Origin of the sequence: Bradyrhizobium jicamae, from assembly GCF_018130215.1 — a bacterium.
Classification (GTDB): Bacteria; Pseudomonadota; Alphaproteobacteria; order Rhizobiales; family Xanthobacteraceae; genus Bradyrhizobium; species Bradyrhizobium jicamae_A.
On sequence record NZ_JAFCKQ010000006.1, the window covers coordinates 183,473 to 207,194 of the forward strand.

At 64.7% G+C, this 23,722-nt stretch carries 17 protein-coding genes; 11 read left to right on the top strand and 6 right to left on the bottom strand.

What is annotated here, in order from left to right; translation table 11 throughout:
- Positions 1-88 precede the first annotated feature (88 nt).
- Positions 89-877 carry an IclR family transcriptional regulator gene (locus JQ586_RS10735; RefSeq protein WP_212394502.1) on the bottom strand — a complete coding sequence of 263 codons (789 nt, stop codon included), beginning with the start codon at positions 875-877 and terminating at the stop codon, positions 89-91.
- A gap of 122 nt (positions 878-999) precedes the next feature.
- Here JQ586_RS10735 and JQ586_RS10740 point away from each other — a divergent pair, with 122 nt between their 5' ends.
- Together JQ586_RS10740 and JQ586_RS10745 are read left to right on the top strand one after the other, a co-directional pair.
- Positions 1,000-2,805: an NAD(P)/FAD-dependent oxidoreductase gene (locus JQ586_RS10740; protein ID WP_212394503.1), complete on the top strand. Its 1,806-nt coding sequence runs from the start codon at positions 1,000-1,002 to the stop codon at positions 2,803-2,805.
- A gap of 37 nt (positions 2,806-2,842) precedes the next feature.
- Complete coding sequence (locus tag JQ586_RS10745; RefSeq protein ID WP_212394504.1) at positions 2,843-4,786, top strand: alkyl/aryl-sulfatase; 1,944 nt, start codon at positions 2,843-2,845, stop codon at positions 4,784-4,786.
- Between the two features lie 74 nt (positions 4,787-4,860).
- Here JQ586_RS10745 and JQ586_RS10750 read toward each other — a convergent pair whose 3' ends face one another.
- Positions 4,861-5,928, bottom strand: coding sequence for a glycosyltransferase family 4 protein (locus JQ586_RS10750; protein ID WP_212394505.1), 1,068 nt, complete (start codon positions 5,926-5,928; stop codon positions 4,861-4,863).
- 337 nt (positions 5,929-6,265) lie between these two features.
- Here JQ586_RS10750 and JQ586_RS10755 point away from each other — a divergent pair, with 337 nt between their 5' ends.
- The 4 genes from JQ586_RS10755 (at position 6,266) to JQ586_RS10770 (ending at position 12,182) form a co-directional block, all read left to right on the top strand.
- Complete coding sequence (locus tag JQ586_RS10755) at positions 6,266-8,029, top strand: ABC transporter ATP-binding protein (RefSeq protein WP_212394506.1); 1,764 nt, start codon at positions 6,266-6,268, stop codon at positions 8,027-8,029.
- A 70-nt stretch (positions 8,030-8,099) separates the two neighbouring features.
- Positions 8,100-10,301: an amylo-alpha-1,6-glucosidase gene (locus tag JQ586_RS10760; protein ID WP_212394507.1), complete on the top strand. Its 2,202-nt coding sequence runs from the start codon at positions 8,100-8,102 to the stop codon at positions 10,299-10,301.
- 52 nt (positions 10,302-10,353) lie between these two features.
- Positions 10,354-10,854 carry a PRC-barrel domain-containing protein gene (locus JQ586_RS10765; protein ID WP_249147458.1) on the top strand — a complete coding sequence of 167 codons (501 nt, stop codon included), beginning with the start codon at positions 10,354-10,356 and terminating at the stop codon, positions 10,852-10,854.
- 86 nt (positions 10,855-10,940) lie between these two features.
- Positions 10,941-12,182, top strand: coding sequence for an MFS transporter (locus JQ586_RS10770; protein WP_312016949.1), 1,242 nt, complete (start codon positions 10,941-10,943; stop codon positions 12,180-12,182).
- Here the strand turns inward: JQ586_RS10770 and JQ586_RS10775 are convergent.
- Both JQ586_RS10775 and JQ586_RS10780 read right to left on the bottom strand, forming a co-directional pair.
- Positions 12,136-13,380 carry an MFS transporter gene (locus JQ586_RS10775; RefSeq protein WP_212394510.1) on the bottom strand — a complete coding sequence of 415 codons (1,245 nt, stop codon included), beginning with the start codon at positions 13,378-13,380 and terminating at the stop codon, positions 12,136-12,138. The two genes, JQ586_RS10770 and JQ586_RS10775, sit on opposite strands and share 47 nt — an antisense overlap.
- A 107-nt stretch (positions 13,381-13,487) precedes the next feature.
- Positions 13,488-13,976 (bottom strand): cupin domain-containing protein, encoded by a 489-nt coding sequence (locus tag JQ586_RS10780; protein WP_212394511.1) that lies wholly within the window; start codon positions 13,974-13,976, stop codon positions 13,488-13,490.
- Between the two features lie 297 nt (positions 13,977-14,273).
- Between JQ586_RS10780 and JQ586_RS10785 the strand changes: the two genes are divergently transcribed.
- Complete coding sequence (locus JQ586_RS10785; RefSeq protein WP_212394512.1) at positions 14,274-14,990, top strand: peroxiredoxin-like family protein; 717 nt, start codon at positions 14,274-14,276, stop codon at positions 14,988-14,990.
- A 6-nt stretch (positions 14,991-14,996) separates the two neighbouring features.
- Here JQ586_RS10785 and JQ586_RS10790 read toward each other — a convergent pair whose 3' ends face one another.
- Entirely contained in the window at positions 14,997-15,893 is an 897-nt protein-coding gene (locus JQ586_RS10790; protein WP_212394562.1) for a LysR family transcriptional regulator, read from the bottom strand.
- A 273-nt stretch (positions 15,894-16,166) separates the two neighbouring features.
- Here JQ586_RS10790 and JQ586_RS10795 point away from each other — a divergent pair, with 273 nt between their 5' ends.
- Entirely contained in the window at positions 16,167-17,288 is a 1,122-nt protein-coding gene (locus JQ586_RS10795; protein ID WP_212394563.1) for a patatin-like phospholipase family protein, read from the top strand.
- 362 nt (positions 17,289-17,650) lie between these two features.
- On the top strand, positions 17,651-19,234 hold the full coding sequence (locus tag JQ586_RS10800; protein WP_212394513.1) for a L,D-transpeptidase: 1,584 nt from the start codon (positions 17,651-17,653) through the stop codon (positions 19,232-19,234).
- Positions 19,235-19,252: 18 nt separating this feature from the next.
- Here JQ586_RS10800 and glgA read toward each other — a convergent pair whose 3' ends face one another.
- The gene (gene glgA / locus JQ586_RS10805; protein ID WP_212394514.1) at positions 19,253-20,680 is read right to left on the bottom strand and encodes a glycogen synthase GlgA; all 1,428 of its coding nucleotides are present in this window, start codon (positions 20,678-20,680) and stop codon (positions 19,253-19,255) included.
- 212 nt (positions 20,681-20,892) lie between these two features.
- Here glgA and JQ586_RS10810 point away from each other — a divergent pair, with 212 nt between their 5' ends.
- Positions 20,893-22,068, top strand: coding sequence for a CaiB/BaiF CoA-transferase family protein (locus JQ586_RS10810; protein ID WP_212394515.1), 1,176 nt, complete (start codon positions 20,893-20,895; stop codon positions 22,066-22,068).
- A 111-nt stretch (positions 22,069-22,179) separates the two neighbouring features.
- A complete protein-coding gene (locus JQ586_RS10815; RefSeq protein ID WP_212394516.1) occupies positions 22,180-23,721 on the top strand; it encodes an ABC transporter substrate-binding protein in 1,542 nt (513 codons plus the stop codon).
- The last annotated feature ends 1 nt before the right edge of the window (position 23,722 follow it).

Genomic DNA, 23,722 nt, shown 5'->3' on the forward strand with positions numbered 1-23,722 from the left:
ATGCGTATGCGATGCGGCCCTGTCGGAGGCCGCCAACGTCCCGTCATGTTCGCGCAGATATGCCTCGATGGCAGGACCGACGCGCGACCTACCCCTCCGCGACCAGCGCGCGGATGCTGCGGGCGAGGCCGAGGATGCGCGGGCCGCATTCGCGCTCGATCTGTTCCGCGCTGAAGCGGAACGAGGGGACGCCGCAATTCACCGACAGGCACTCGCCCGACGGCGTGCGATAGAGCGGCGCGGCGACACCGAAGATCTCGCGCCGCCATTCGCCGAGCGAGACGGCAAAGCCGCGCTCCTTGCAGAGCGCGACATCCGGCAGCGTGCGTCGCTGGACGTAATCGAGGTCGTCGGGGCGCTCGGCTCGCACGCGCGCAACGTAGCCGTCGAGCTCGTCGCCCGAGAACAGCGACAGCAGCGCGCGTCCGACCGCAGTCGGCGCGAGCGAGCTGACGAAGCCGACGTCTGGCACATGCGGCGCCGCATCGGTTGTGCGCAGCGTCTCGACATAGATGAAGTCGAGCCCGAACGGCATTGCGATCGACACGGTGCCACCGGCGTAGGTTGCGAAGTCGCGCATCAGCGGACGCGCGAGCTGGCGCACCTTCAGCGACGAAAGGACAGGGTAGGCGGCGGCGAGCACACCGAGCCCGAGGACAAAGCGCCCCTTGGCATCGCGCCTGAGGTAGCCGAGTTGCTCCAGCGTGTAGGTCAGCCGCGACACCGTCGGCCGCGACAGGCCGGTATGCTGGGCGAGCTCGGCGTTCGACAGCGGGCTGCTGTGGCGGCGGAACGCCGCCAGCACATCGAGCCCGTGCGCCAGCGTGGTCGCGAAGGATGGGTCCGTTCCGGTTTCGGCAGGAGATGACGCTGTCATGCAAAATAATGGTCTCAGATCAGCAAATTTGTCAATATATCGAAATGAATTTGCAAATCGTGTCGATATAAGTTATCAGCCGGCAAACAATGACAAGATCTGCCGGAGTGAGGCACCCCCAGATGACGATGACCGACCAACCCCCTGCTATCGACAAGGAGCAGCTGCGGCGGAAATATCAGGAGGAGCGCAGCAAGCGGCTGCGTCCCGACGGCAACGACCAGTATCTCCAGATCAAGAGCCAACTGGCCCACTATCTCGACGATCCCTACACGCCACTCATCGAGCGTGCTCCGAAGACCGACCATGTCACCTTTGCCTTCATCGGCGGCGGCTTTGCCGGGCTCGCCACGGCGGCGAGGCTCACCGAGACCGGCATCAAGGATGTCCGCATCATCGAGAAGGGCGGCGATTTCGGCGGCACCTGGTACTGGAACCGCTATCCAGGCGCGCAGTGCGATACGGCGTCGATGGTCTACATGCCGCTGCTCGAAGAGACCGGCCACATGCCGTCGGAGAAATACGCGCACGCGCCCGAGATTCTCGCGCATTGCCAACGGATCGGCCGGCAGTTCAATCTCTACGACAACGCGCTGTTTCACACCGAGGTCGTGAGCCTCGACTGGGATGAGGCGCAATCGCGCTGGATCATCCGCACGACGCGGGGCGACGAGTTCACCGCGCAGTATATCGGCATCGGCACCGGCCCGCTGCATGTGCCAAAGCTGCCCGGCATTCCCGGCATCGAGCGTTTCAAAGGACACTCCTTCCACACCAGCCGCTGGGACTACGACTACACCGGCGGCGATCCGAAGGGCGGCCTGATGGAGAAACTCGCCGACAAGCGCGTCGGCATCATCGGGACAGGTGCGACGTCGGTGCAGTGCGTGCCGTACCTCGCGCGAGCCTGCAAGGAGCTCTACGTGTTCCAGCGTACGCCGTCGTCGGTCGACGTGCGCGGCAATGGCCCGATCGATCCGGACTGGTTCGCCGGCATCGCGACGCCCGGCTGGCAACAGCGCTGGCTGGAGAATTTCACCGCCAACCAGGCTGGCGGCTCGGCCGAGGAAGACCTCGTGCAGGACGGCTGGACCGACCTGTCGAAGCGGATCCGCGCCAAGATCACGCTGCTGCCGCGCGAGCAGCGGACCGTCGAGAACATGCGGGCAGCCTTTGAGGATTCCGACTTCGAGAAGATGGAGGAAATTCGCAATCGGGTCGACAGCATCGTTCGCGATCGCGACACGGCGAAGAACCTCAAGGCGTGGTACGGCCAGCTTTGCAAGCGGCCGTGCTTCCATGACGCGTATCTCCAGGCGTTCAATACGCCGGGCACGCATCTGGTCGATACCGACGGCAAGGGCGTCGACGTCGTCACCGAGAACGGGATCGTCGTCGCCGGCAAGGAATATCAGCTCGATTGCATCATCTATGCCTCAGGTTTCGAGGTCGGCACCGAGTACAAGCGTCGCGCCGGCTTCGATCTGACCGGCCGTGACGGCGTCAAGCTGTCGGACCATTGGGCGCGGGGCATGCGCACCAAGCACGGCATCCACGTCAACGGCTTCCCAAATGTGTTCTTCGTGCAGCCGACGCAGGGCGCCAACCTGATCTCCAACGTGCCGCACAATCTGACGGAAGCGGCGCGGACAATCGCATTGATGGTCGGCCATGCCCGGGACAATGGCTTCAAGGAAATCGAGGTTACCAGGGACGCCGAGGATCGTTGGGTCGAACTGCTGCTGACGGGCGTCGGCCGGATGATCGGCGGCCCCGACTGCACACCCGGTTACTACAACAATGAGGGACGCGAGCCCGGTCCGGCCGCCAAGCTCAATGTCGGCCATCCCGCCGGCGCACTGGCCTATTTCAAATATATCGACGGCTGGCGCCGCAGCGGCCAGTTCGAAGGTGTGCAATTTCGCTGAGTGAATTGATCTTCATTATGCGAGGGAGTGTTCGCGTATGAGCCAAACAGCCGCAGGTGAAACGTCACAGCAAGCTCCGAAGCCGGCATCCGCCTCGGTCGTCGCCCGACATGAGGCGACGCTGAGGGCACTGCCGTTCTCTGACGTCAGCGATTTCGACGACGCTGCGCGCGGTTTCGTCGGTACCATCGAGAACGCGAAGATCACCTCCGCGCAGGGACGGGTGGTCTGGAGTCTGGAGCCTTACGGCTTCCTCTCCGAGGAGACCGCGCCGCCGAGCGTTGATCCCAGCCTGTGGCGACAGTCGCGGCTCAACATGCATCACGGCCTGTTCGAGGTGGTACCTGGCGTCTACCAGGTTCGCGGACTCGACATCGCCAACATGACGCTGATCGAGGGCGACAAAGGTGTGATCGTGGTCGACACGCTGACCTCGATCGAAGGCGCTCGGGCGGCTATGGAGCTCTACTTCCAGCATCGCGGCAGGCGACCGGTCGCCGCCGTGATCTTCACCCACACCCATACCGATCATTGGGGCGGCGCGCGCGGCGTGGTCGACGACGCGATGTTGGCTGCCGGCGTGCCGATCGTCGCGCCGAACTTGTTCATGGAGCACGCGGTCTCCGAGAACATCATCGCAGGGCCCGCTATGCTGCGTCGTGCGCAGTACCAGTTCGGACCCTTCCTCGCCAAGGGCGTGCGCGGGCACGTCGATTGCGGGCTCGGCAAGACCATGGCGGCGGGCGCCGTAGCCTTGCTGCGGCCGACCGACCTGATCATCGCGACCGGCGACACCAGGATCATCGACGGCGTCGAGTTCGAATTCCAGATGGCGCCGAACAGCGAGGCGCCGGCAGAGATGCATTTCTTCATCCCGCGCTACAAGCTGCTCAACCTCGCGGAGAACTGCACGCATAACTTCCACAATCTCTTGCCGTTCCGCGGCGCCGACGTGCGCGATGCGCTGGCCTGGTCGAAATATCTCGGCGAGGCCTTGCAAATGTGGAGCGGCAAGGCGGACGCGATGTGCGGCCAGCATCACTGGCCGGTGTGGGGCCGGGAGCGGATCGACAACATGATCCGCCAGCAGCGCGACCTCTATAAATTTGCCCACGACCAGACCATCCGCCTGATGAATCACGGACTCAACGCCGCCGAGATCGCCGAGACGATCCGTTTGCCGCAAAGCCTCGAAGGCGCCTGGCACGGCCGAGGCTACTACGGTCACATCAGGCACAACGTGAAGGCGATCTACCAGAAATATCTCGGCTGGTACGACGCCAACCCGGTCAACCTCGATCCGCTGCCGCCGGTCGCGTCAGGCCGGAAATATGTCGAGTATATGGGCGGTTCCGACGCGATCCTGAAGCGCACGGCCGCGGACTTCGCCAAGGGCGAGTTCCGCTTCGTGGCGCAGGCCTTGAGCCATCTCGTCTTCGCCGAGCCCGACAACCAGGCGGCGCGCGCGATGCTCGCCGATACGTTCGAGCAGCTCGGCTACGCCGCCGAAAGCTCGACCTGGCGCAACGCCTATCTGTTCGGCGCCCAGGAGTTGCGTCAGGGCATGCCGAAGACGCCGCCGCGTTCCCCGATGCCGCGCGAGACGCTCGCCGCGCTGCGCACCGAACAACTGTTCGACGTGCTTGGCATCCGCCTCAACGGCCCCAAGGCCGACGGCAAGCGCATCGTCCTGAACTGGAACTTCACCGATACCGGCGAAACCTTTGCCCTCAACCTGGAAAATTCCGCACTGACCTATGTGAAGGGCGCGCAGGCGTCCGATGCCCACGCGAGCTTCACGCTGGCACGGGGCACGCTCGACGAAATCGTCGCCAGGCTGACCACGTTCCCGGAAGCCGTCGGCGCCGGCAAGATCAAGGTCGCGGGCGATCCGACGCAGCTCGGAGAGCTGATGGCGCTGATGGACGAATTCCCTCGGATGTTCGAGATCGTCGAGCCGAAGCGGACGGTGGTGACATGATGATCGAATGACCCGACGAACCGGCCGCACGTTTTTGGCCGGCCGCCGGGTCGTTCGATCGGCCGCTGCGACCGTTATTCCGCGCTCGCCACCAGTTTGAAGCGCGGCTTTGCTTCCATGAGGCCGTGATAGGTGGCGAGATAGTCGAGCGCCATGCGGCGCGCCGTGAATCGGGTCTCGAACTGCTTGCGGATCGCGCCGCGGTCGAGCGTCGCGAGGCGGCCGACGGCCGACACGGCGCTGATCTCGTCCTCGACGACGAAACCGGTGAGGCCGTCGTCGATCACCTCGGGCACCGAGCCGCGGTTATAGGCGATGACCGGCGTGCCGCAGGCCATCGCCTCGATCATCACGAGGCCGAACGGCTCCGGCCAGTCGATCGGAACCAGCAGGCCGACCGCTCCGCTGAGGAAATCCGGCTTCTCGCGGTCGTTGATCTCCCCGATGAAGTCGACCAGCGGATTGCCCTGTATCAGCGGCTTGATCAACTCGTCGTAATACTCCTGGTCGGCGCGGTCGACTTTGGCGGCGATCTTCAACGGAATGCCGCAGCGCGTCGCGATCTTGATCGCACGATCGACGCCCTTTTCCGGGGCGATGCGACCGAGCACGGCGAGATAGGACGGTTTTACGGGTTGCGGCGTCAACAGGCCTTCGGGCAGGCCGTGATGGATGGTGCGCACCCAATGCGCGTGCGGCACCGGCCGCCGTTGCGCACCGGAGATCGATATCACCGGGATCTTGGAGAATGTATTGAAGACCGGCTGGTGTTCGGGAAGGTCGAGCCGTCCATGCAGCGTGGTCACGAACGGCGTCGGCTGCCGGTAGAACAGCGACCATGGATAATAATCGAGATGAAAGTGCAGGAAGTCGAATTCATCGTCGTCGCTCTTCTGCCTGACGCGCTCGAGCATCACCATGTGCAGTGCGTTCGGATCGCGCACGGAACCGTCGAGGCGCAACGCCTTCGGCCAGGTCGCATCGAGCTTCGCTGACGTCTCTGAATCGCCGCTGGCGAACAGGGTGACGTCGTGGCCGAGCGCCACAAGTTCTTCCGTCAACCAGTGTACGACCCGTTCGGTGCCGCCGTAGAGTTTGGGGGGGACAGCCTCCGTCAGCGGGGCAACCTGCGCGATGCGCATTTCAGCATCTCCTGTATGTATGTGGGTGGAACAAAGAACCCCTCAGCCCTGTAAAGAACCCCTCAGCCCTGTGATGGCACCGGCATGCCGAAGACGGGAACGTTTACGCACGTGCGAGGTTCCTTATGTGCGTGAGAACCGCTGCACCTTTCTTCCTTCACAGTGTGGTCTTGCTGATGCCATCTCGCTCCAACAGCTTTTTGCCGACGCCAGAGTTGCAAAAATGCTGCGCAGTGATGGCCGAAGCAAGGAATCGCCCCGCCGCTCTTCACGTCATCGTGCACGAGAGTTCCACTTAGAGCGTCTCGTTCACCCTCAACAGGCTTTGCAGGACGTCATGGACCATCTGTCAGGATATGCGCACCGTCCCTTTCCCTTTGTGTTGCGCTATCTGCGCCGGCGGCTCTCGTCGCATGCCGTGATCTTGTCGGCCGTGGTTGCTGCCGTTGCCTGTTCGGTAGGCACCCAATACGGCGTCAAGAACCTCGTGGATGCGCTGTCAGCGGGGCCGTCTTACGCGGGTGGCGTATGGCTGGCATTCGTTCTGCTCATGTCGCTGATTGCCGCTGACAATTTCATGTGGCGGATCGCAAGTTGGACAGCAAGCTTCACCTTTGTCGGCGTGACCGGCGACCTTCGCCGCGACATGTTCCGCCATCTCACCGGCCACGCACCGAGCTATTTCTCGGACCGGCTGCCGGGCATGCTGACCAGCCGCATTACGGCGACCTCGAACGCGGTGTTCACGGTCGAGAACATGTTCGTGTGGAATGTGTTGCCGCCGTGCATCGCCACCTTTTCAGCAATTGCGCTGATTGGAACCGTCAGCCTGTCGATGTCGGCCGTGCTGGTGCTGATCTCGGGAACCATGGTGGTGGGAATGTTCCGCATGGCCGCCGCGGGCAAGCCGCTCCACGATGATTACGCCAACAAGGCCGCGGCGGTCGACGGCGAGATGGTCGACGTGATCAACAACCTGCCGCTGGTGCGGGCATTCTGCGGCCTCGGCTATGAGCACGATCGTTTCGATGCGACCGTGAGCAGGGAACTGGTCGCGCGGGGCCGCTCCCTGCGTTATCTCGAAAAGCTCCGCCTCACTCACGCCGCCGTGACCGTGGTGCTGACCGTCGCCATGCTGGCCTGGGCCATCAATCTCTGGCAGCAGGGCACTGCGACCACCGGCGACGTCGTGCTGGTCTGCACGCTCGGCATCTCCATCCTGAGCGCCACCCGCGACCTCGCCGTCGCGCTGGTCGACGTCACCCAGCACGTCGCGCGGCTGACGGAAGCGCTGGCGACGCTGTTGCAGCCGCACGAGCTGAAGGACCACCCGGAGGCCGAGCCGCTCGTGAAGACCGGCGCGGCGATCGCCTTCAACAATGTGACGTTCGCCTATCCGGGCGGCATGCAGGTGTTCGAGCGCTTCAGCCTGCGCATCCAGCCGGGCCAGAGGGTCGGCCTGGTCGGCGCGTCCGGTGGCGGCAAGTCCACGCTGTTCACGTTGCTGCAGCGCTTCTATGACGTGGAGCACGGCAGCATCATGGTCGACGGCCAGGACATCTCGCGCGTGACCCAGCTCAGCCTGCGCGAGGCGATCTCCGTGGTGCCGCAGGACATATCGCTGTTCCACCGCTCGATCATGGAAAACATCCGCTACGGCCGGCCGAACGCCACCGACGGCGAGGTGCTGCGCGCGGCGATAGCGGCGCGCTGCGACTTCATCGAAACCCTGCCGGAGGGCATGGACACCATCGTCGGCGACCGCGGCATCAAGGTCTCCGGCGGCCAGCGGCAGCGGATCGCGATCGCACGCGCCTTCCTGAAGGACGCACCGATCCTGCTGCTCGACGAAGCCACCGCCGCGCTCGACACGGAATCCGAGGAGGCGATCCGCGAGGCATTGTCGCGGCTGATGCGCGGGCGTACCGTGGTGGCGATCGCGCACCGACTCGCGACATTGCGCAATTTCGACCGCGTCGTGATGCTTCAGGGCGGCCGCATCGTCGAGGACGGTCCGCCCGACCTCCTCGTCAAGGGAAGGGGTCCCTACCGCGACCTGGTCGCGCGCGAAATGGGCCGCCTCTCCACCAGCGCGGCCTGACCCCGCGCCCTCAAGCGCTGTTGCGTTCCGCCGCGTTCGTTCGAGCCAAAAACAGTTGCCCGAGGTCCTGATGGCAGCCGACGTCGTCACGCAAATCATCACGGCCCGCATCACCGAGCAGGTGATCGAATCGCCATTCTACATTCCGATGACCGGTCCCGCGGCGCGGCCGCGGCGCTCGCTCAAGCATGATGACACGTTCATCGTGCTTGACAGCCACGGCGACATCGGCGCCTCGGCCGGCGGGCCCGACGGACTGTTCAACGCGGATACGCGTTACCTTGCGCGGCTGGAGATGGTGCTGGAAGACGTGCAGCCGCTGCTGCTCGGCTCCAATATGCGCGACGACAATTCGGCGCTGACGGTCGACCTCACCAACTCCGACGTCTATCGCAACAGCCGCCTGACGTTGCAGAAGGACACGCTGCACATCGTGCGATCGATCTTCCTGTGGCGCGGCACCGCCTATCAGCGCATCGGCTTGCAGAACCATGGCGACCACCCAGCGAGCTTCGATCTCACGCTGCTGTTCGACAATGATTTCGCCGACTTGTTCGAGGTGCGCGGCGAGCGGCGACCGCGGCGCGGCACAGGCTCGAGCAAGCTGCTGGGCCCGGCCGATGTGGTGCTGGAATATCACGGGCTCGACGAGCAGACGCGGATCACGGCGCTGCATTTCGATCCGCGGCCGACGCGGCTTTCGGTGAACGCGGCGACCTTTCATTTCGACCTCGCGCCCGAGCAGGCGACATCGCTGTTCGTTACGGTCTCCTGCAACAGGCCGATCATGCACAAGCCGGTGCCGTTCTTCCGCGGGCTGCTGGCGCATCGCCGCGAGATGCGGACATCGTCGGCCGGCGCGGCCTCGATCGAAACCTCGAACAACATATTCAACGAGGTGCTGTGCCAGGCGATGGCCGACCTCAACATGTTGATGACGGAGACGCCGCAGGGCCGCTACCCCTATGCGGGTATTCCCTGGTACTCGACCACGTTCGGCCGCGACGGTCTGATCACCGCGCTGCAGATGCTGTGGGTTGATCCACGGATCGCCAAGGGCGTGCTGAAGCGGCTCGCCTTCTTCCAGGCGAAGGCGGTCGATCCGCGCGCGGACGCCGCACCGGGCAAGATCCTGCATGAGATGCGCGGCGGCGAGATGGCGGCGCTGCAGGAGGTGCCGTTCGCGCAATATTACGGCAGCGTCGATTCGACGCCGCTGTTCGTGCTTCTGGCCGGGCTCTATCTCGAGCGCACCGGCGACGAGGAGACGTTGCGCGAATTGTGGCCGGCGATCGAGGCCGGGCTGCAATGGATCGACGGGCCGGGCGATCCGGATGGCGACGGCTTTGTCGAATATCAGCGCGCGACCGAGCAGGGATTGCAGAATCAAGGGTGGAAGGATTCGTTCGACGCCGTCTTCCATGCCGATGGTCGGCTCGCCGAAGGTTACATCGCGCTGTCGGAGGTGCAGGGCTATGTCTTTGCGGGCAAGCGGCTTGCCGCGCGCGTGGCGGGCCGGCTGGGCATGCCGGACAAGGCCGCAAAGCTCGAGGCGGAGGCCGAGCGCCTGCGCGAGCGCTTCGAGGAGGCGTTCTGGTGCGAGCAACTCGGCAGCTACGCTCTGGCGCTCGATGGAGCCAAGCAGCCGTGCAAGGTGCGCACATCGAATGCCGGCCAGCTGCTGTTCTCGGGCATGGTGCGGGAGGACCGCGCCCGACGCGTCGCGACCGACCTGATGAGCCAGAAATTCTTCTCGGGCTGGGGTATCAGGACCGTCGCTGTGGGGGAGGCGCGCTACAACCCGATGTCGTATCACGACGGCTCGATCTGGCCGCATGACAATGCGCTGATCGCGCTCGGCTTCGCCCGCTATGGCTTGAAGCATTCGGTGGCGCATCTGTTCAAGGGACTGTTCGACGCGGCGAGCTACATGGAGCTGCGGCGTCTGCCCGAGCTGTTCTGTGGTTTCCGCCGCGAGCGCCGGCGCGGACCGGTGCTTTATCCGGTCGCCTGCGCGCCGCAGGCGTGGGCGAGCGCGACGGCCTTCACGCTGCTGGAGGCCGCGCTCGGGCTCGAATTCGATACTGTCCGCGGCGAGATTCGCCTGCGCGACCCACGTCTGCCCGAATTCCTCAACGAGGTGGTGCTGCGCGACCTCAGGCTCGGGTCCTCCAGCGTGGACCTGAGGCTGCGCCGCCACAACGGCGAAGTGTCGCTCGAAGTGTTGCGCACGCGCGGCCAGATCCAGGTGTCGATCGTGCTGACGCATTGAGCGTTGCCGCACGGCCGCCTCGCATGAGGCGAGCAACATGGTGGAGAGTTGCATGCGTACGAGGATCATCATCTTGTTCGTCGCAGTGGCGTTGATCACGGCCCGCGGCGTTCGCGCCGGCGATGATTCACCTTCGCCAACACCATCACCGCCGCCCGCAGCCCAGGCCGCGCCAAAAGAGCCGGCCAAGCAATCGGCGCCACCGCCCTCGGTCACCGTGATCGGCGCGCGGGACGCGCACGGCATTCTCGGCCGCGAAGTGCTCAGCTCGGCCAATGAGGACATGGGCCGGATCGTCGACGTCATCGTCGACCGCGACGGCAAGGTGCGCGCCGCGGTGATCGATTTTGGCGGATTCCTCGGCGTCGGCAGCCGCAAGATCGTGGTCGACTGGAACGCGTTGCGGTTCGCCGGCGTTTCCAACAAGAGCGACAGCATCACGCTGGACCTGACCAAGAAACAGGTGAACGCGGCTCCCGAATACAAGGAAGACACGCCGTTGATCGTATTGGGCGCGGCCGGAAGTCTCCACCCGTGGGATTACGATCATTAGGGGGAATGAACCTGGTCGCACGTCCGAACACTCCATTCGAGACGATTGACGACGATCGTGGCAAGCGGTCAGCCGGCGAAAAAATTGTGCCTCTCGTGACGGACCAGCCCAGGCCGGAGGAGCCGCATACGCCGTCCTCCCAGAGCCAGCACGGGCTCGACTGGTTCATCTTCTTCCTCGCCGATGTGCAGACCGGCTTCGGACCGTTCATCGCCGTCTATCTGACAACGCAGAAATGGACCCAGGTCGAGATCGGCTTCGTGCTTTCGATCGCAGGCATCATCGGCCTGCTGGGCCAGATGCCGGGCGGCGCCATCGTCGATGCGGCGCGCTCGGAGCGGGTTGTCGCCGGCTGCGCAGTGGCCGCCATCGGCAACTGCGCGTTGGCCTACGCGATCTGGCCGATCCTGCCTGTGGTGACATTGGCCGCGACATTTCATGCGCTCGCAAGCTGCGTGCTGGGTCCGGCGATTGCCGCCATCAGCCTCGGCCTGGTCGGGCCGCATGCGATCGGCGAGCGGCTCGGCCGCAACGCGCGTTTCGCCTCGCTCGGCAACGGCTCGGCTGCGGCGCTGATGGGGGCCTGCGGCTATCTGCTGTCGAGCCGCGCGGTGTTCATTGTCACCTTCCTCCTCGCGATCCCGGCGCTGGTGTCACTGTCCAGGATCCGCGAGCGCGAGATCGACATCGCGCAGGCCCATGGCGAGGTGAAGCGCGAGGTCCCCGACAAGAAGGCGACCAGCGTCCTCAGCCTGGTGCGGCATCGCTCGCTCTTGATCTTCGCCTGCGCGATGATGCTGTTCCAGCTCTCCAACGCGGCGATGCTGCCGCTGATGGCGGGCGTGGTCACGAGGCGGTCGAGCGAGTGGGCACCGATCCTGATCGCCGCCTGCATCATCGTGCCGCAGGCGTTCGTCGCGCTGGCCTCGCCCTCGGTCGGCCGCAAGGCCCAGGAATGGGGTCGGCGGCCGCTCCTCTTGATCGCGTTCGCCGCGCTCATGATCCGCGGCCTCCTGTTCGCCACGGTGCACGATCCCTACGTGCTGGTCGCGGTGCAGGTTTTCGACGGCATCACCGCGGCGGTGTTCAGCGTGATGGTACCGCTGGTGGTGGCCGACGTCGCCTTCGGCAGCGGTCACTTCAACCTGGCGCAGGGCATCGTCGGCACTGCGGTCGGCATCGGCGCCTCGCTCAGCACGGTGCTGGCCGGCTATGTCAGCGACAGGCTCGGCAGTGCTACGGCCTTCCTGGGACTCGCCGGCGTTGCCTCGCTCGGACTTCTCATGATCTGGCTGGTGATGCCGGAGACACGGCGGACGTCGGCGTGACCACGAGGCGCATGGTCAACCACGCCGCGACCGCCAGCGCCGCCGCGACACCGGCAACACAGGCCGTCCATCCGAAACGGTCGAACAACGGGCCGAGCACGGCGCTTCCGACCAGGCCGCCGAGGAAATAGCAGGCGAGATAGGTCCCAGTCGCTGCGCCGCGGTTCTCATGCGCGGCCTGCCCGACAAACCCCGTTGTCGCGGCCTGGGCGAAAAAGGTCCCGGCGCCGACCAGCACCATGCCGGACAGCACTGCGAGAAGGTGTGAGGAGAGCAGCAACGGGAGCCCGATTCCCGTTACCGCAAGCGCGCCCCAGATGGCGGGGCGCGTGCCGAACCGCGCGGATATCCCGCCGGCCGGTGGCGTCGTGATCACCGACGGCAGGAAGACGAGGTAGACCAGGCCGAGATCCATCCGTCCGAGCGACAGTGGCGCACGGACCAGGACGAAGTTCACGAATGTGAAGGTCCCGATGAAGGCAAACAGTATGCAGAAGCCGATCGCGAAAGCTGCGCGCAGTGCCGGATTGCGCCATTGCGTAATCGTGGCCCGAAGGGGCGATTGCGTCGCCGGCATCGCGTCCATGGGCTGAACGCGCTTGATCGTGACGTAGACCAGTGCCGCGCCGGCGAGGTTGAGCAGTGCAAAGAGATAGAACGTCGACGCCAGCCCAAGCGTATCGGCAACCGCCGCCGAGACCAGTCGTCCGAGCAGGTTGCTCGCGACATTGCCGGTGATGTAGGCGGCGAATGCTCCGCCGGCGTCCGTCGCGCTGCATTGCTCGCCGAGATAGGCAAGCGTCAGCGCAAAGGCCGACGCCATGCAGAGACCTTGCGCGACGCGGAGCAGCGCGAACGTGGTGAGATCCGGCGCGATCGCAAGCAGCATCGTCGGAAGCGCGAGCATCACGAGGCTTGCGAGAATTCCGCGGCGGCGGTCGACATGCGGGCTCAGCACGCTAATTGCAAGGCCGGCGACGGCCATGCCCATGGTGCTCGCGTTGACCGCAAAGCCCATCGCGGCCGGTGTCACATTGTAGTGCCGGGTCAGCGAGGGAAGGATCGCCTGTGTCGCGAACAGGTCGACCACAGTCAGAAAAGCGGTCAGGCCGATGATCAGGGATCGTAGTGCGACACCTGGCGAACGACCGTGTATCGCCATCACGTCCACTCGCAGGCGCGTTGCCGTCTCTGTCATCGGATCGCTCACAAAACGGGGATGTGACGGCTGGACGTTGGGGAGCATGGGGCCTCCAGGGCGTCACATCGGCAACGAGGCGCGGGGCCGGCGATCGTTACGTCCGGTTACATGTTGTGGTCGTGCGGATCCTTGCGGACGTCGCCGACATAGAGAATGACGGTTTCCTTGCCGAGGTTCTTCCACCAATGCGACGTACCGAATACTTCGGGGCGGATATCGCCGGCCTTGTGCACGATCGGCTCGGAGCAATTGCTGGCATATTCGACGATCTCGCCCTGCTGGACGAAGATCAGGGCCGGGCGGTCGTCGTGACTGTGCCAGGGCACGATGCCGCCGGGCTCGACCGTCAGCTTGCGGAAGCGCAGTTCGCGATCCTTGATGTGGGCCGGCTGCTTTTCGAGGTCGATCGCGCCGAGCGTGACGTCAGTGACACCGACCGGCTTGAAGTCGACTTTCTCGCGGATGTCGGGCCTCATTTTATCCGCCGGGCATTCGCCGGCAAAGGCGGCGGAAGCGGTCGCGAGCGAGCTCATGACGATGCCAGCGAGCGATAGGCCTTGCCGGAGCGTGCGTGATTGTCTGGATTTCAGCATAGTGGTCTCCTTTGGTCCGCCGCGGCCCCGATATGGCTTGGCCGGCGATGGCAGGAGTTTCACGGAGATCAAGTGCGATATGAAATGCCGGCTGGCTCTCGACTCCATAGCGCCACGCTATGCGCGGCCGAGCTTGTGACGGCCGAGCGCCATGCCTGGCAGCTATCGAACCGATCGGGCATCGGCATTTCGATGCGGCGCCGGATCAGGCTTTGATAGGACAGCGGCGCGCTGCCCCTTGCGGGCGGCCCGCGGCCGAAAATATCATCATCTTCAACCCGTCGGTCGGAGCCAGGGATGACCCAGCTTTCACCTGCCAATGCCGAGCGCCTCAGGGAGGCATTCCTGAGCTGCCGTGATATGGAGGGCTCGCTCGGCGAGCGGTTGTCGGCCTATGCGGCGGCGAGCCGCAAGGTGTTCCCTGCCTACAGCGAGGCGGTCGATCGTCTCGTCGTCCGTCTCAGGGAGAATGGTGGTGGCGAGAATGCGCCCAAGCCGGGCGAGGCGTTGCCGCCCTTCCTGCTGCCGGATGAGACCGGCGCGCTCATCAGCCTGCAGACGCTGATCGCCCGGGGGCCACTGGTCGTGATGTTCTATCGCGGGCACTGGTGCCCCTATTGCCGATTGAACGTGAGCGCCGTTGTCAGGGCGCAGGACCGGATCGAGGCACTCGGTGGACGGATCGTAGCGATCATGCCGGAGACGCAGAAATACGCGGCCCAGTTCAAGTCCGAATCCGGCGCACCGTTTCCGGTGCTGACCGATCTCGACAACGGCTACGCCCTGTCGCTCAATCTTGCGATCTGGCTCGGCACCGAGATTCGGCTGCTATTGTCCAACGTCGACATATCCGGCTTCCACGGCAATGATGCCTGGGTGCTGCCGATCCCCGCGACCTTCGTGGTCGACCGCGACGGTCTGGTGCAGGCCCGCTTCGTCGATCCGGATTTTCGCGAGCGGATGGAGATCGACGATCTGGTCGCTGCGGTTAGAAGCGCGGCGGTGGGCAGCTAGGCCGCCTCAGGCGCTGCGGCCCAGCACTTGCTGCCAGTCGGCACCGCGCAGCATCCGCATCACGGCAGAAGCGACCGCGGTGCGCTGCCGCCCGGCAACGCCATAGAGGTGGACGGTCCTGCGCGAATCGAGACCATCGACGGCGGCGCGTTTCAGCGTGTCGGGAATTGTCGCCGTCTTCGGGATGACGGCGACGCCGATGTCGGCCTCCAGCAACTCGATCAGGTCGCGCTCGGAAGAGATTTCGTGGCTGCGATCGACGGCGACGCCATGCTCGCGTAGCGATTTCCCGACGCGCTCGGAATGCTCGCAATAGCTTCGCGACAGCAGCTGCTCGCTACGCAAATCATCGAAGGCGATCTTGTCGCTGCCGGCCAGCGGATGCCGCTTGCTCATCACGAGGCCGAAATCCTCGGTGAAGAGCGGCCAGGTGTCGAACCGGTCCCAGTCGCTGCCAAGCTCGGCCGCAATGCCGAGCTCAGCCTCGCCGTTCTTCAGATACTCGCCGACTTCCGTGCTGTTGCCGCGCAAGAAGCGGAATTCGAGCCGGTTGAACTGCCGCCTGATCTGGGCGAGATGCGGGATCAGCAGCGCAAGATCGATTGCGTGAGTGAGGGCGATCCGCAACGCGCCGATCTCGCCGCTCTTGAACGACGAGGCCAGCATGCGCGCGCCGGCGGCCGCGTCGTAGCATTGCTGCAGCAGCGGCTGCATGCGTTGACCGAGCTCCGTCAGCTGCGCGGCCGGACGCTCGCGCCGGAACAGGTCGCCGCCGAGTTCCGCCTCGAGCTGCTTGATCGCGCGCGTCAGCGAGGGTTGCGTCACGTTGCACTCGTCGGCGGCACGCGTGAAGTTCAGGAGCCGCGCAACCGCGAGGAAATACCTGACCTGATGCATTTCCATGAAGGTGCTGCCCTGCATTATTCCTCGGACCAGGCTAGCCGAAAAGCCCTGCCAGGAACACCGGAACCGCGATAGCGGCGGCGTATGGTTTCGGAAGCCAGCCGGCATTTCCGGTGAAGGCGCTCGCACCGCAGACTGCAGCGATGGAAGCCGAGCCGCGCACTGAAACGTGAACGTAACAAGGACCGCCCACTCGCGAACCTTTGCGGGCAGGTTGAAGCTTCGCAGGAGTGTGAATTGACCGAGGCCAGGGACAGTGTTTCGTCGCGCAGATTGGTATCTGCGGGTGCATCTGATACCGGCCAGGTGGTGCTCGTGCTGCAGGGCGGCGGGGCGCTCGGCTCCTACCAGGCCGGCGTTTACGAGGCGCTGCATGAGGCCGGTATCGAGCCGGACTGGATCGTCGGCACCTCGATAGGCGCCATCAATGCCAGCCTGATCGCGGGCAATTCGCCGCAGAACCGCACGACACGGCTGCGCGCGTTCTGGAAAAAGATGGAGCAGAACCCGGTCTGGAGCTTTCGCGACATCTATCCCGGGTCCAATGAGAAGCTGTCCTACTGGTCGACGGTGACCAACGGCATTCCGGGATTCTTCCAGCCCAATCCGCTTGCGCATGCCGGCGACAGCTATGTGCTGGGCGCCGACAACGCCGGCTACTACTCGACCGCGCCGCTGGAAAAGACGCTCGCCGAATTCGTCGACTTTGATCTCGTTAACCAGTGCTCGCCGCGGCTGACGGTCGGCGCCGCGCATCTCCGTACGAGCGAGATGCGCTATTTCGACAGCCGCGACACCAGGCTCGGCGTCAAGCACATCATGGCGTCAGGTGCGCTGCCGCCTGCGTTTCCGGCGATCCGGATCGACGGCGAGCTCTATTGGGATGGCGGGATCCTGTCGAACACGCCGACGGAAGTGGTGTTCGACGACATTCCGCGCAGGAATTCACTGATCTTCGCGGTGCATCTGTGGAACCCGAGAGGTTCGGAGCCGACGACCATGGCTGAGGTTCTGACCCGTCACAAGGATGTGCAGTATTCCAGCCGGATCGCCAGCCACATCGCGCGCCAGCAGCAGGCGCACCGGCTGCGTCATGTCATCAACCAGCTGGCCGCGCGGCTCCCCGAGAGCGAGCGCAATAGCGAGGCGGTGCGCGAACTTGCCAGCTACGGCTGTCCGACGCGGATGCATATCGTGCGGCTCCTGGCGCCGCAGCTCGATCGCGAGACCCACATCAAGGATATCGACTTCAGTCCGTCCGGTATCAAGGCGCGCTGGGACGCGGGCTACGCCCACACCAGGGCCGTGTTGCAGCGCAAGCCGTGGATCGGCGAGTTCGATGCGCTCTCGGGCGTCGTCCTGCATGAGCAAGCGCTGGCGGAGGCCGCGGAATGATCCGCCGCGCGGTAGTTTGCAGCATCGCGCGTTCCGCAGCGGAGCAACCGGGGCGTCTCATGATCTGGCCGGGGAGGTCGGAGTCAAGGCGACCTGTGTGACGTCAAAGTGACCTGCGGTCACAGCACCGCGCAAGCCGCATCGCCCGAGAAAGCAAGGAAATGCGCCCGGCATGGGCCGATTCCGGACGCCGGCCACCTTTCTCCTCCGCCGCCTGTCGTATATGAGGTATTTGCCCCAGGGAACGCGAGTCCCCAGCGCGAATTGACGTGGAAGGTGGCGGCGACCAGTTAATCGAAAAATCGGGATTTTAACGTTTGATCGACGCAAGCACCGACAGGCATCCTACACCGGGACATGGCATGGTAATTCGATACACGACGGCGCAATCCACCGGGCCGATGCGGCGCCGGGGAACTCTCGCCATTGTGATGCTCGCGACGGTGGCGGGGCTGACGGCGATGACCGCCTCGGCCGGGGCGAGACAGGCGCGCCCGGTGCAGGCCGTCGAGGCGACGGCGCCGCGGGAAGCAGGCGATCCGATCATGGCAATCGTGTCGATCAAGAGCCAGCAGGTGACTTTCTATGACGCCGATGGCTGGATCTACCGCGCACCGGTGTCGACCGGCATCAAGGGACGCGAGACGCCGGCCGGCGTTTTCGCCCTGATCGAGAAGGACAAGGATCACCATTCGACCCTCTATGACGATGCCTGGATGCCGAACATGCAGCGCATCACCTGGAACGGGATCGCGCTGCATGGCGGGCCGCTGCCCGGTTATGCGGCCTCGCACGGCTGCGTGCGGATGCCCTACGAATTTGCGGAAAAGCTGTTCGACAAGACCGAGATCGGGATGCGGGTGATCATCTCGCCGAACGATGCGGCTCCGACCGATTTTTCGCATCCGGCGCTGTTTCAACCGACCAGGGAGGCCCTCGCCGCGGCTCCGGCTCGCGCCGCGAAGCTCTCGCGCGAGGCCGAGGACGCCGCCAGGGTGGCCGATGATGCCAAGCAGGCAGCCGCGACCGCGACGCGCGAGACCGCGTCGCTCACGGCCTCGCTGCGCAAGCTGGAGCAGGCCAAGACCCGTGCCGACGCCGACCTTGCGTACACCAACAAGCTGCTGGCCGCCGCAAAGACCGACCAGGCCAAGGCGCGCGCCGCGGATTTGCAGCAGAAGGCCACCGCCAAGGCGTCCGACGCCGCGACGCAGCTCGACACCGCCAAGGGCGATTCCAAATCGAAGCTCGACGCCGCCGCTGCCGCAAAGGACGCCGCCAAGGCCGCGGCGACCAAGAAGACTGAAACCGCCAAGGCGGCGACTGACGCCAAACTCGCGCTCGAGCCGGTCTCGGTCTACATCAGCCGCGCGACGCAGAAGCTCTATGTGCGGCGAAATACGCACAAGGCGTGGCCCGACGGCGGCGAGGTGTTCGATTCCTCCATCGAGGTTCCAGTCACGATCCGCGATCCCGAGCAGCCGATCGGCACGCATGTATTCACGGCGATGGCGCGCAAGGATTCCGGCCTGCGCTGGAGCGTGGTCACGATCGACAGCGGGGATAATGCCAAGGACGCGCTCGACCGCGTCACGATCCCGCAGGATGTGCTGGATCGCATCGCACCGACCGCATTGCCGCGTTCTTCGATCATCATTTCCGACGAGCCGCTGAGCAGCGAGACCAATTACCGCACCGAGTTCGTCGCGGTGCTGAGCAACCAGCCCCAGGGCGGCTTCATCACGCGCAAGCCGACGCCTCGGGTCGATGACGCCATCGCCAGCAACGACGGCTGGGGCAACAATGATGGTTTCAGCTTCTTTCAGCGCAGCTGGCAACCGGATCCCCAGCCCCAATTCCTGCCGCCGCCCGGTTATTACTACCAGCGTCGGCGCGGCGGCCCGTACGAGCAGCGCCAGGTGCAGCAGCCGAACGGATTATGGTAAGGCGGGGCAGGCGACGCGCTACGCCGCAGCTTGCGGCATGATCAGCTTCTTGTAGAGCGTGCCGTAGCAGGCCGCCGACAGGTCCCAGCTGTAGGACTTGGCCATTGCGCTGGAGCGCATCGCATTGAGGCGGTCCTTGGCGCGGTAGGTGTCGAACGCGCGCCTGACGCCGCCGAGGAAGGATTCTGCTGACGGCTGCGGGAACAGGAAGCCGGTCTCGCCGTCGGTAATCGTCTCGGCAAGACCGCCGGTCTGATGACCGATCGGTAGCGAGCCGAAGCGCTGCGCATACATCTGGCTAAGTCCGCAGGGCTCGAACCGCGACGGCATCAGGGTGAAATCGCTGCCGGCAAAGATGCGGCGCGCCTGCGCGTCGTTGAAGCCGATCACGACACCGATCGCGTCAGGCCGGCGCCGGTGCGCGGCGACCAGCGCGTCCTCGATCGCAGGCTCGCCGCTGCCGGTGACGACGATCTGGCCGCCCGCCTTGATGATCTCGTCGGCCGCCGACAACACGAGGTCGACGCCCTTCTGATGCACGAGCCTGGCCACCAGGCCGAAGATCGGCCCGCGGGAAACGGCCAGGCCGAACTGCCGCCGAACGTAATCGGCATTGGCCTGCTTGCCTTTCCAGTCGCCGGCGCCGAACGGCTTTGCAAGCTGCGCGCAGAAGCGCGGATCCCAGCTCTCGTCGATGCCGTTCAATATGCCCGTGAGCTGGTCGGCGTCGGAGCGGATCCGCAGCAGGCCCTCGAGCCCGCAGCCAAGCTCGGCCGTGGTGATCTCCCTGGCATAGGTGGTGCTCACCGTGGTCAGATGCGAGGCGTAGACGAGGCCGCCCTTGAGGAAGGACAGCTGGTCGTAGAATTCCAGCCCGTCGATGTGGAAGGAGCTTTCCGGCGCGCCGATCCGCCGCAGCGAGTCCCTGGGAAACAGGCCCTGATAGGCAAGATTGTGGATCGTCAGGATCGAGGGGATCCGCGTATCGCGCCAGGCGAGGTATGCCGGTGTCAGCGCCGCCTGCCAGTCATTGGCGTGAACGAGGTCTGCTGCCCAATTCTTGTCCAAGGAGCCGGCTGCAAGTTCGGCAGCTGCGGAGGCGAAACGGCCGAAGCGGATATCGTTGTCCGGCCAGTCGCGGCCGGACTCGTCACCATAGGGATTGCCCGGGCGATCGTAGAGTTGCGGGCACAGCAGGACATAGACGGGCAGGCCATCCTTGGTCGATGCGCGGCCGAGCGTGCAAGCCGGCATCTCGGCGAGCCGAGGGCATTGCCCAACGATTTCAATATGTGTGAACTGTTCGACGACGTCCCGGTAGCCGGGAAGGATGATCCTGACGTCGCTCCATGGGCGGAGTGCCCGGGGAAGCGCGGCGGAAACGGCGGCGAGCCCGCCCACGCGGACGAAATCGTCCATCTCCGTCGTGACGAACAAGACCTTCAACAAGCGCCCTCGTTCCAGCCCATGAAAGGGGCTATGCAAGATCGGGTCCAGTTTGCTCTTGAGTAAAATGCAAGACGGCCCGCGGCCTGGTCTGGACGAGACGCTTTCCTGTCGGCCCGGCCCACTTTAGGGTCGCGCGGCGCCAAGCGATCTGGAAACCGTGCGTGGAGGGAGCCTTGGAAAGAACACTAGCTGAAAACGCTGAGGGGAATTTGCCACGAAGCTTCGACGGCCTTCGCGTGCTCGATTTTTCGACCACGATCGCCGGACCTCATTGCACGCGGATGCTGGCCGACATGGGCGCGGAGGTGATCAAGATCGAGACAGCCGAGGGCGAGACGATGCGCACCCGCCCGCCGTTGCGCAACGGCTGCTCGACGGCCTTCGGCCAGCTCAATGTCGGCAAGCAAAGTCTCGTGCTCGACCTGAAGTCCGCCGAGGGTGTCGAGGCGGTACGTCGGCTGATCGCGACCGCCGACGTGCTGGTCGAGAATTTTCGTCCCGGCGTGATGCGGCGGCTCAGGCTCGACTACGCCTCCATCAGCGACATCAATCCGAAGCTGGTCTACTGCTCGATCTCCGGCTACGGCCAGACCGGCCCGTCGGCGGAATTGCCGGCCTATGCGCCGGTCATCCATGCCGCCTCGGGCTACGAGATGGCGCATCTGGCCTATCAGCCGGGCCGCAGCCGGCCAGACTATTGCGGCATCTACCATGCCGACGTGCTGACCGGTGTCTACGCGTTCGGTGCGATCTCCGCCGCGCTCTATCAGCGCAGTGCAAGCGGCAAGGGACAGCACATCGATGTCTCGATGCTGGAATCGATGCTGAGCCTGACCCTCAACGAGGTGCAATGGTCGCAATTCGAGGTGTCGCCGCCGCAGCGCCCGATGTTCGGCCCGATCGGGACCATCGACGGCTACGTGATGGTGGCGATCGCGAGCGAGAAGACGTTCCAGAGCCTGATGCAGGTGATCGGCCGTCCCGAATGGATTGCCGACCCGCGATTTGCGAAATATGCCGACCGGCGGGAGAACTGGGCCGGCCTGATGGATGGCGTCGAAGGCTGGTCGCGCGCGATCTCTACGGAAGCCGGCCTTGCCGCGCTCAACGAGCAGGGCGTGCCGTCGTCGGCCTACCGCACCGTGCGCGAGGCGCTCGCCGACCCGCAGATCGCGCATCGCGGCGCGCTGGCCGAGGTCGAGGACGGCGGCGGCAGCTTCAAGGTGCTCAATTTGCCGTTCCGGATGTCCGGCGCGAGGGTCGCAGCCGCCCCGCGGATGTCGACGCTCGGCCAGCACACGCTGTCCTACCTCAAGGAGATCGGCCTTTCCGCGGATGAGATTGCGCGCTTCTCGGCGCAGGCGCCGAAATCTGCGCGCGGCTAGCCCTGCCGCCTTTCATCCTTCTTACGGTCTTGCCGTGCGCGGCGATTCCGGACAATCTCCCCCGCCACACGATCCGGAACACCGGACGTCGCGCAGCTGGAGGGAACATCGATGAGGCCGGTCAACCGCGCATATGCGCTTGCGCGTTTATTTCTTGTTGCGGGATTTGGTGTGGCGGCGTCGGCGATGCCGGCCAGCGCGCAGAAGCAGGGCGGTACACTGACTGTCGGCCAGGAGCTGGATATTCCCGGCTTCGATCCGCTCAAGGTGGGCGTCTACGACACTTCGGCCAACACCGCCGCGGCCGCGATCTTCGATACGCTGACCACGCTCGACGACAAGGGGGAGGTGCAGCCGAAGCTTGCGCTGTCGTGGTCCCACTCCGACGACTTCAAGACCTGGACCATCAAGCTGCGGCCCGGCGTCAAATTCCACGACGGCACGCCGTTCAATGCGCAGGCGGTGAAGGAGAACTTCGACCGCCAGAAGGATCCCAACAACAAGTGCCGCTGCGCCTTCTACATCACGAGCATCATCAGTGTGCAGACCACTGACGATCTCACCGTGGTCTACAATTTCAGCGACCCGTCGGTGAACTTCCCCGCAACGCAGACCATTCAAAGCTCCAACAACGTGATGCAGTCGCCGACCGCCTGGAAGACCAAGGGCGACGACTACAACCGCAATCCGGTCGGCACAGGTCCCTACATCCTGAAATCGTGGACCGCCGGCGACCGCATGGTGCTGGAGAAAAATCCGGACTACTGGGACAAGGGCAAGCCCTATCTCGATCGCATCATCCTCAAGCCGCTGCCGGATGCGCAGTCGCGTTTCGCCAGCCTGCAATCGGGCGAGGCCGATGTGATCTGGGACGACGAATACGACGCCGACAACATCATGAAGGCGAAGAAGGACCCGAACCTCTCGGTCAACAGCTATGCCGGCTCGGGCGCGCAGGTCTATGCCTTCAACACCAAGACCCCGCCGTTCGACGACGTTCGCGTGCGTCAGGCGCTGGTGATGGCGCTCGACCGCAAGAAGATCTCGCAGGCGATCACCAACGGCCTGGCGCGGCCCGCCACCAATCCCTACGGCGACGGCTCCTGGGTCAAGTGCAAGGACGACGGCGCGCTGCCGGAGGATGCCGAAAAGGCCAAGGCGCTGATCAAGGACTACGGCAAGCCGGTCGACTTCAAGATGATCGTGTCGGCGACGCCGCGCGGACGCACCGTCGGCCAGGTCCTGCAGCAGGTCTGGAAGCGGGTCGGCGCCAATATGGAGATCGAGCAGGTCGACCAGGCCACCATCGTACCGCGCGCCTTCATGCGCCAGTTCCAGCTGACGCCCTGGCGCATCGTCGATCTGGCCGATCCCGACCCGCAGATGTACGCGAACTTCCACACCGGCAGCCCGGTGGCGCTGGCCAACTACTCCAATCCCGAACTGGATCATCTGCTGGAGCATGCGCGGACGACCGCCGACGTGGCCAAGCGCACCGAGGATTACTGCGCGATCAGCCGCCTGATCAACAAGGAGGCGATCTGGTTCTGGACCTTCCAGAACACCTACTACTCCATCTCGAACGCCAAGGTGAAGGGTGTGCCGAAGATGTTCAACGGAGTGCTGGACGTTTCCGCCGCCTGGAAGGAATAGC

What these genes read in the sequence shown, in the direction of transcription:
- JQ586_RS10735 (WP_212394502.1), bottom strand. Translation starts at nt 877, where the DNA reads ATGACAGCGTCATCTCCTGCCGAAACCGGAACGGACCCATCCTTCGCG.
- JQ586_RS10740 (WP_212394503.1), top strand. Translation starts at nt 1,000, where the DNA reads ATGACGATGACCGACCAACCCCCTGCTATCGACAAGGAGCAGCTGCGG.
- JQ586_RS10760 (WP_212394507.1), top strand. Translation starts at nt 8,100, where the DNA reads ATGGCAGCCGACGTCGTCACGCAAATCATCACGGCCCGCATCACCGAG.
- JQ586_RS10755 (WP_212394506.1), top strand. Translation starts at nt 6,266, where the DNA reads ATGGACCATCTGTCAGGATATGCGCACCGTCCCTTTCCCTTTGTGTTG.
- JQ586_RS10785 (WP_212394512.1), top strand. Translation starts at nt 14,274, where the DNA reads ATGACCCAGCTTTCACCTGCCAATGCCGAGCGCCTCAGGGAGGCATTC.
- JQ586_RS10750 (WP_212394505.1), bottom strand. Translation starts at nt 5,928, where the DNA reads ATGCGCATCGCGCAGGTTGCCCCGCTGACGGAGGCTGTCCCCCCCAAA.
- JQ586_RS10745 (WP_212394504.1), top strand. Translation starts at nt 2,843, where the DNA reads ATGAGCCAAACAGCCGCAGGTGAAACGTCACAGCAAGCTCCGAAGCCG.
- JQ586_RS10800 (WP_212394513.1), top strand. Translation starts at nt 17,651, where the DNA reads ATGGTAATTCGATACACGACGGCGCAATCCACCGGGCCGATGCGGCGC.
- JQ586_RS10780 (WP_212394511.1), bottom strand. Translation starts at nt 13,976, where the DNA reads ATGCTGAAATCCAGACAATCACGCACGCTCCGGCAAGGCCTATCGCTC.
- JQ586_RS10765 (WP_249147458.1), top strand. Translation starts at nt 10,354, where the DNA reads ATGCGTACGAGGATCATCATCTTGTTCGTCGCAGTGGCGTTGATCACG.
- JQ586_RS10815 (WP_212394516.1), top strand. Translation starts at nt 22,180, where the DNA reads ATGAGGCCGGTCAACCGCGCATATGCGCTTGCGCGTTTATTTCTTGTT.
- JQ586_RS10790 (WP_212394562.1), bottom strand. Translation starts at nt 15,893, where the DNA reads ATGGAAATGCATCAGGTCAGGTATTTCCTCGCGGTTGCGCGGCTCCTG.
- JQ586_RS10775 (WP_212394510.1), bottom strand. Translation starts at nt 13,380, where the DNA reads ATGACAGAGACGGCAACGCGCCTGCGAGTGGACGTGATGGCGATACAC.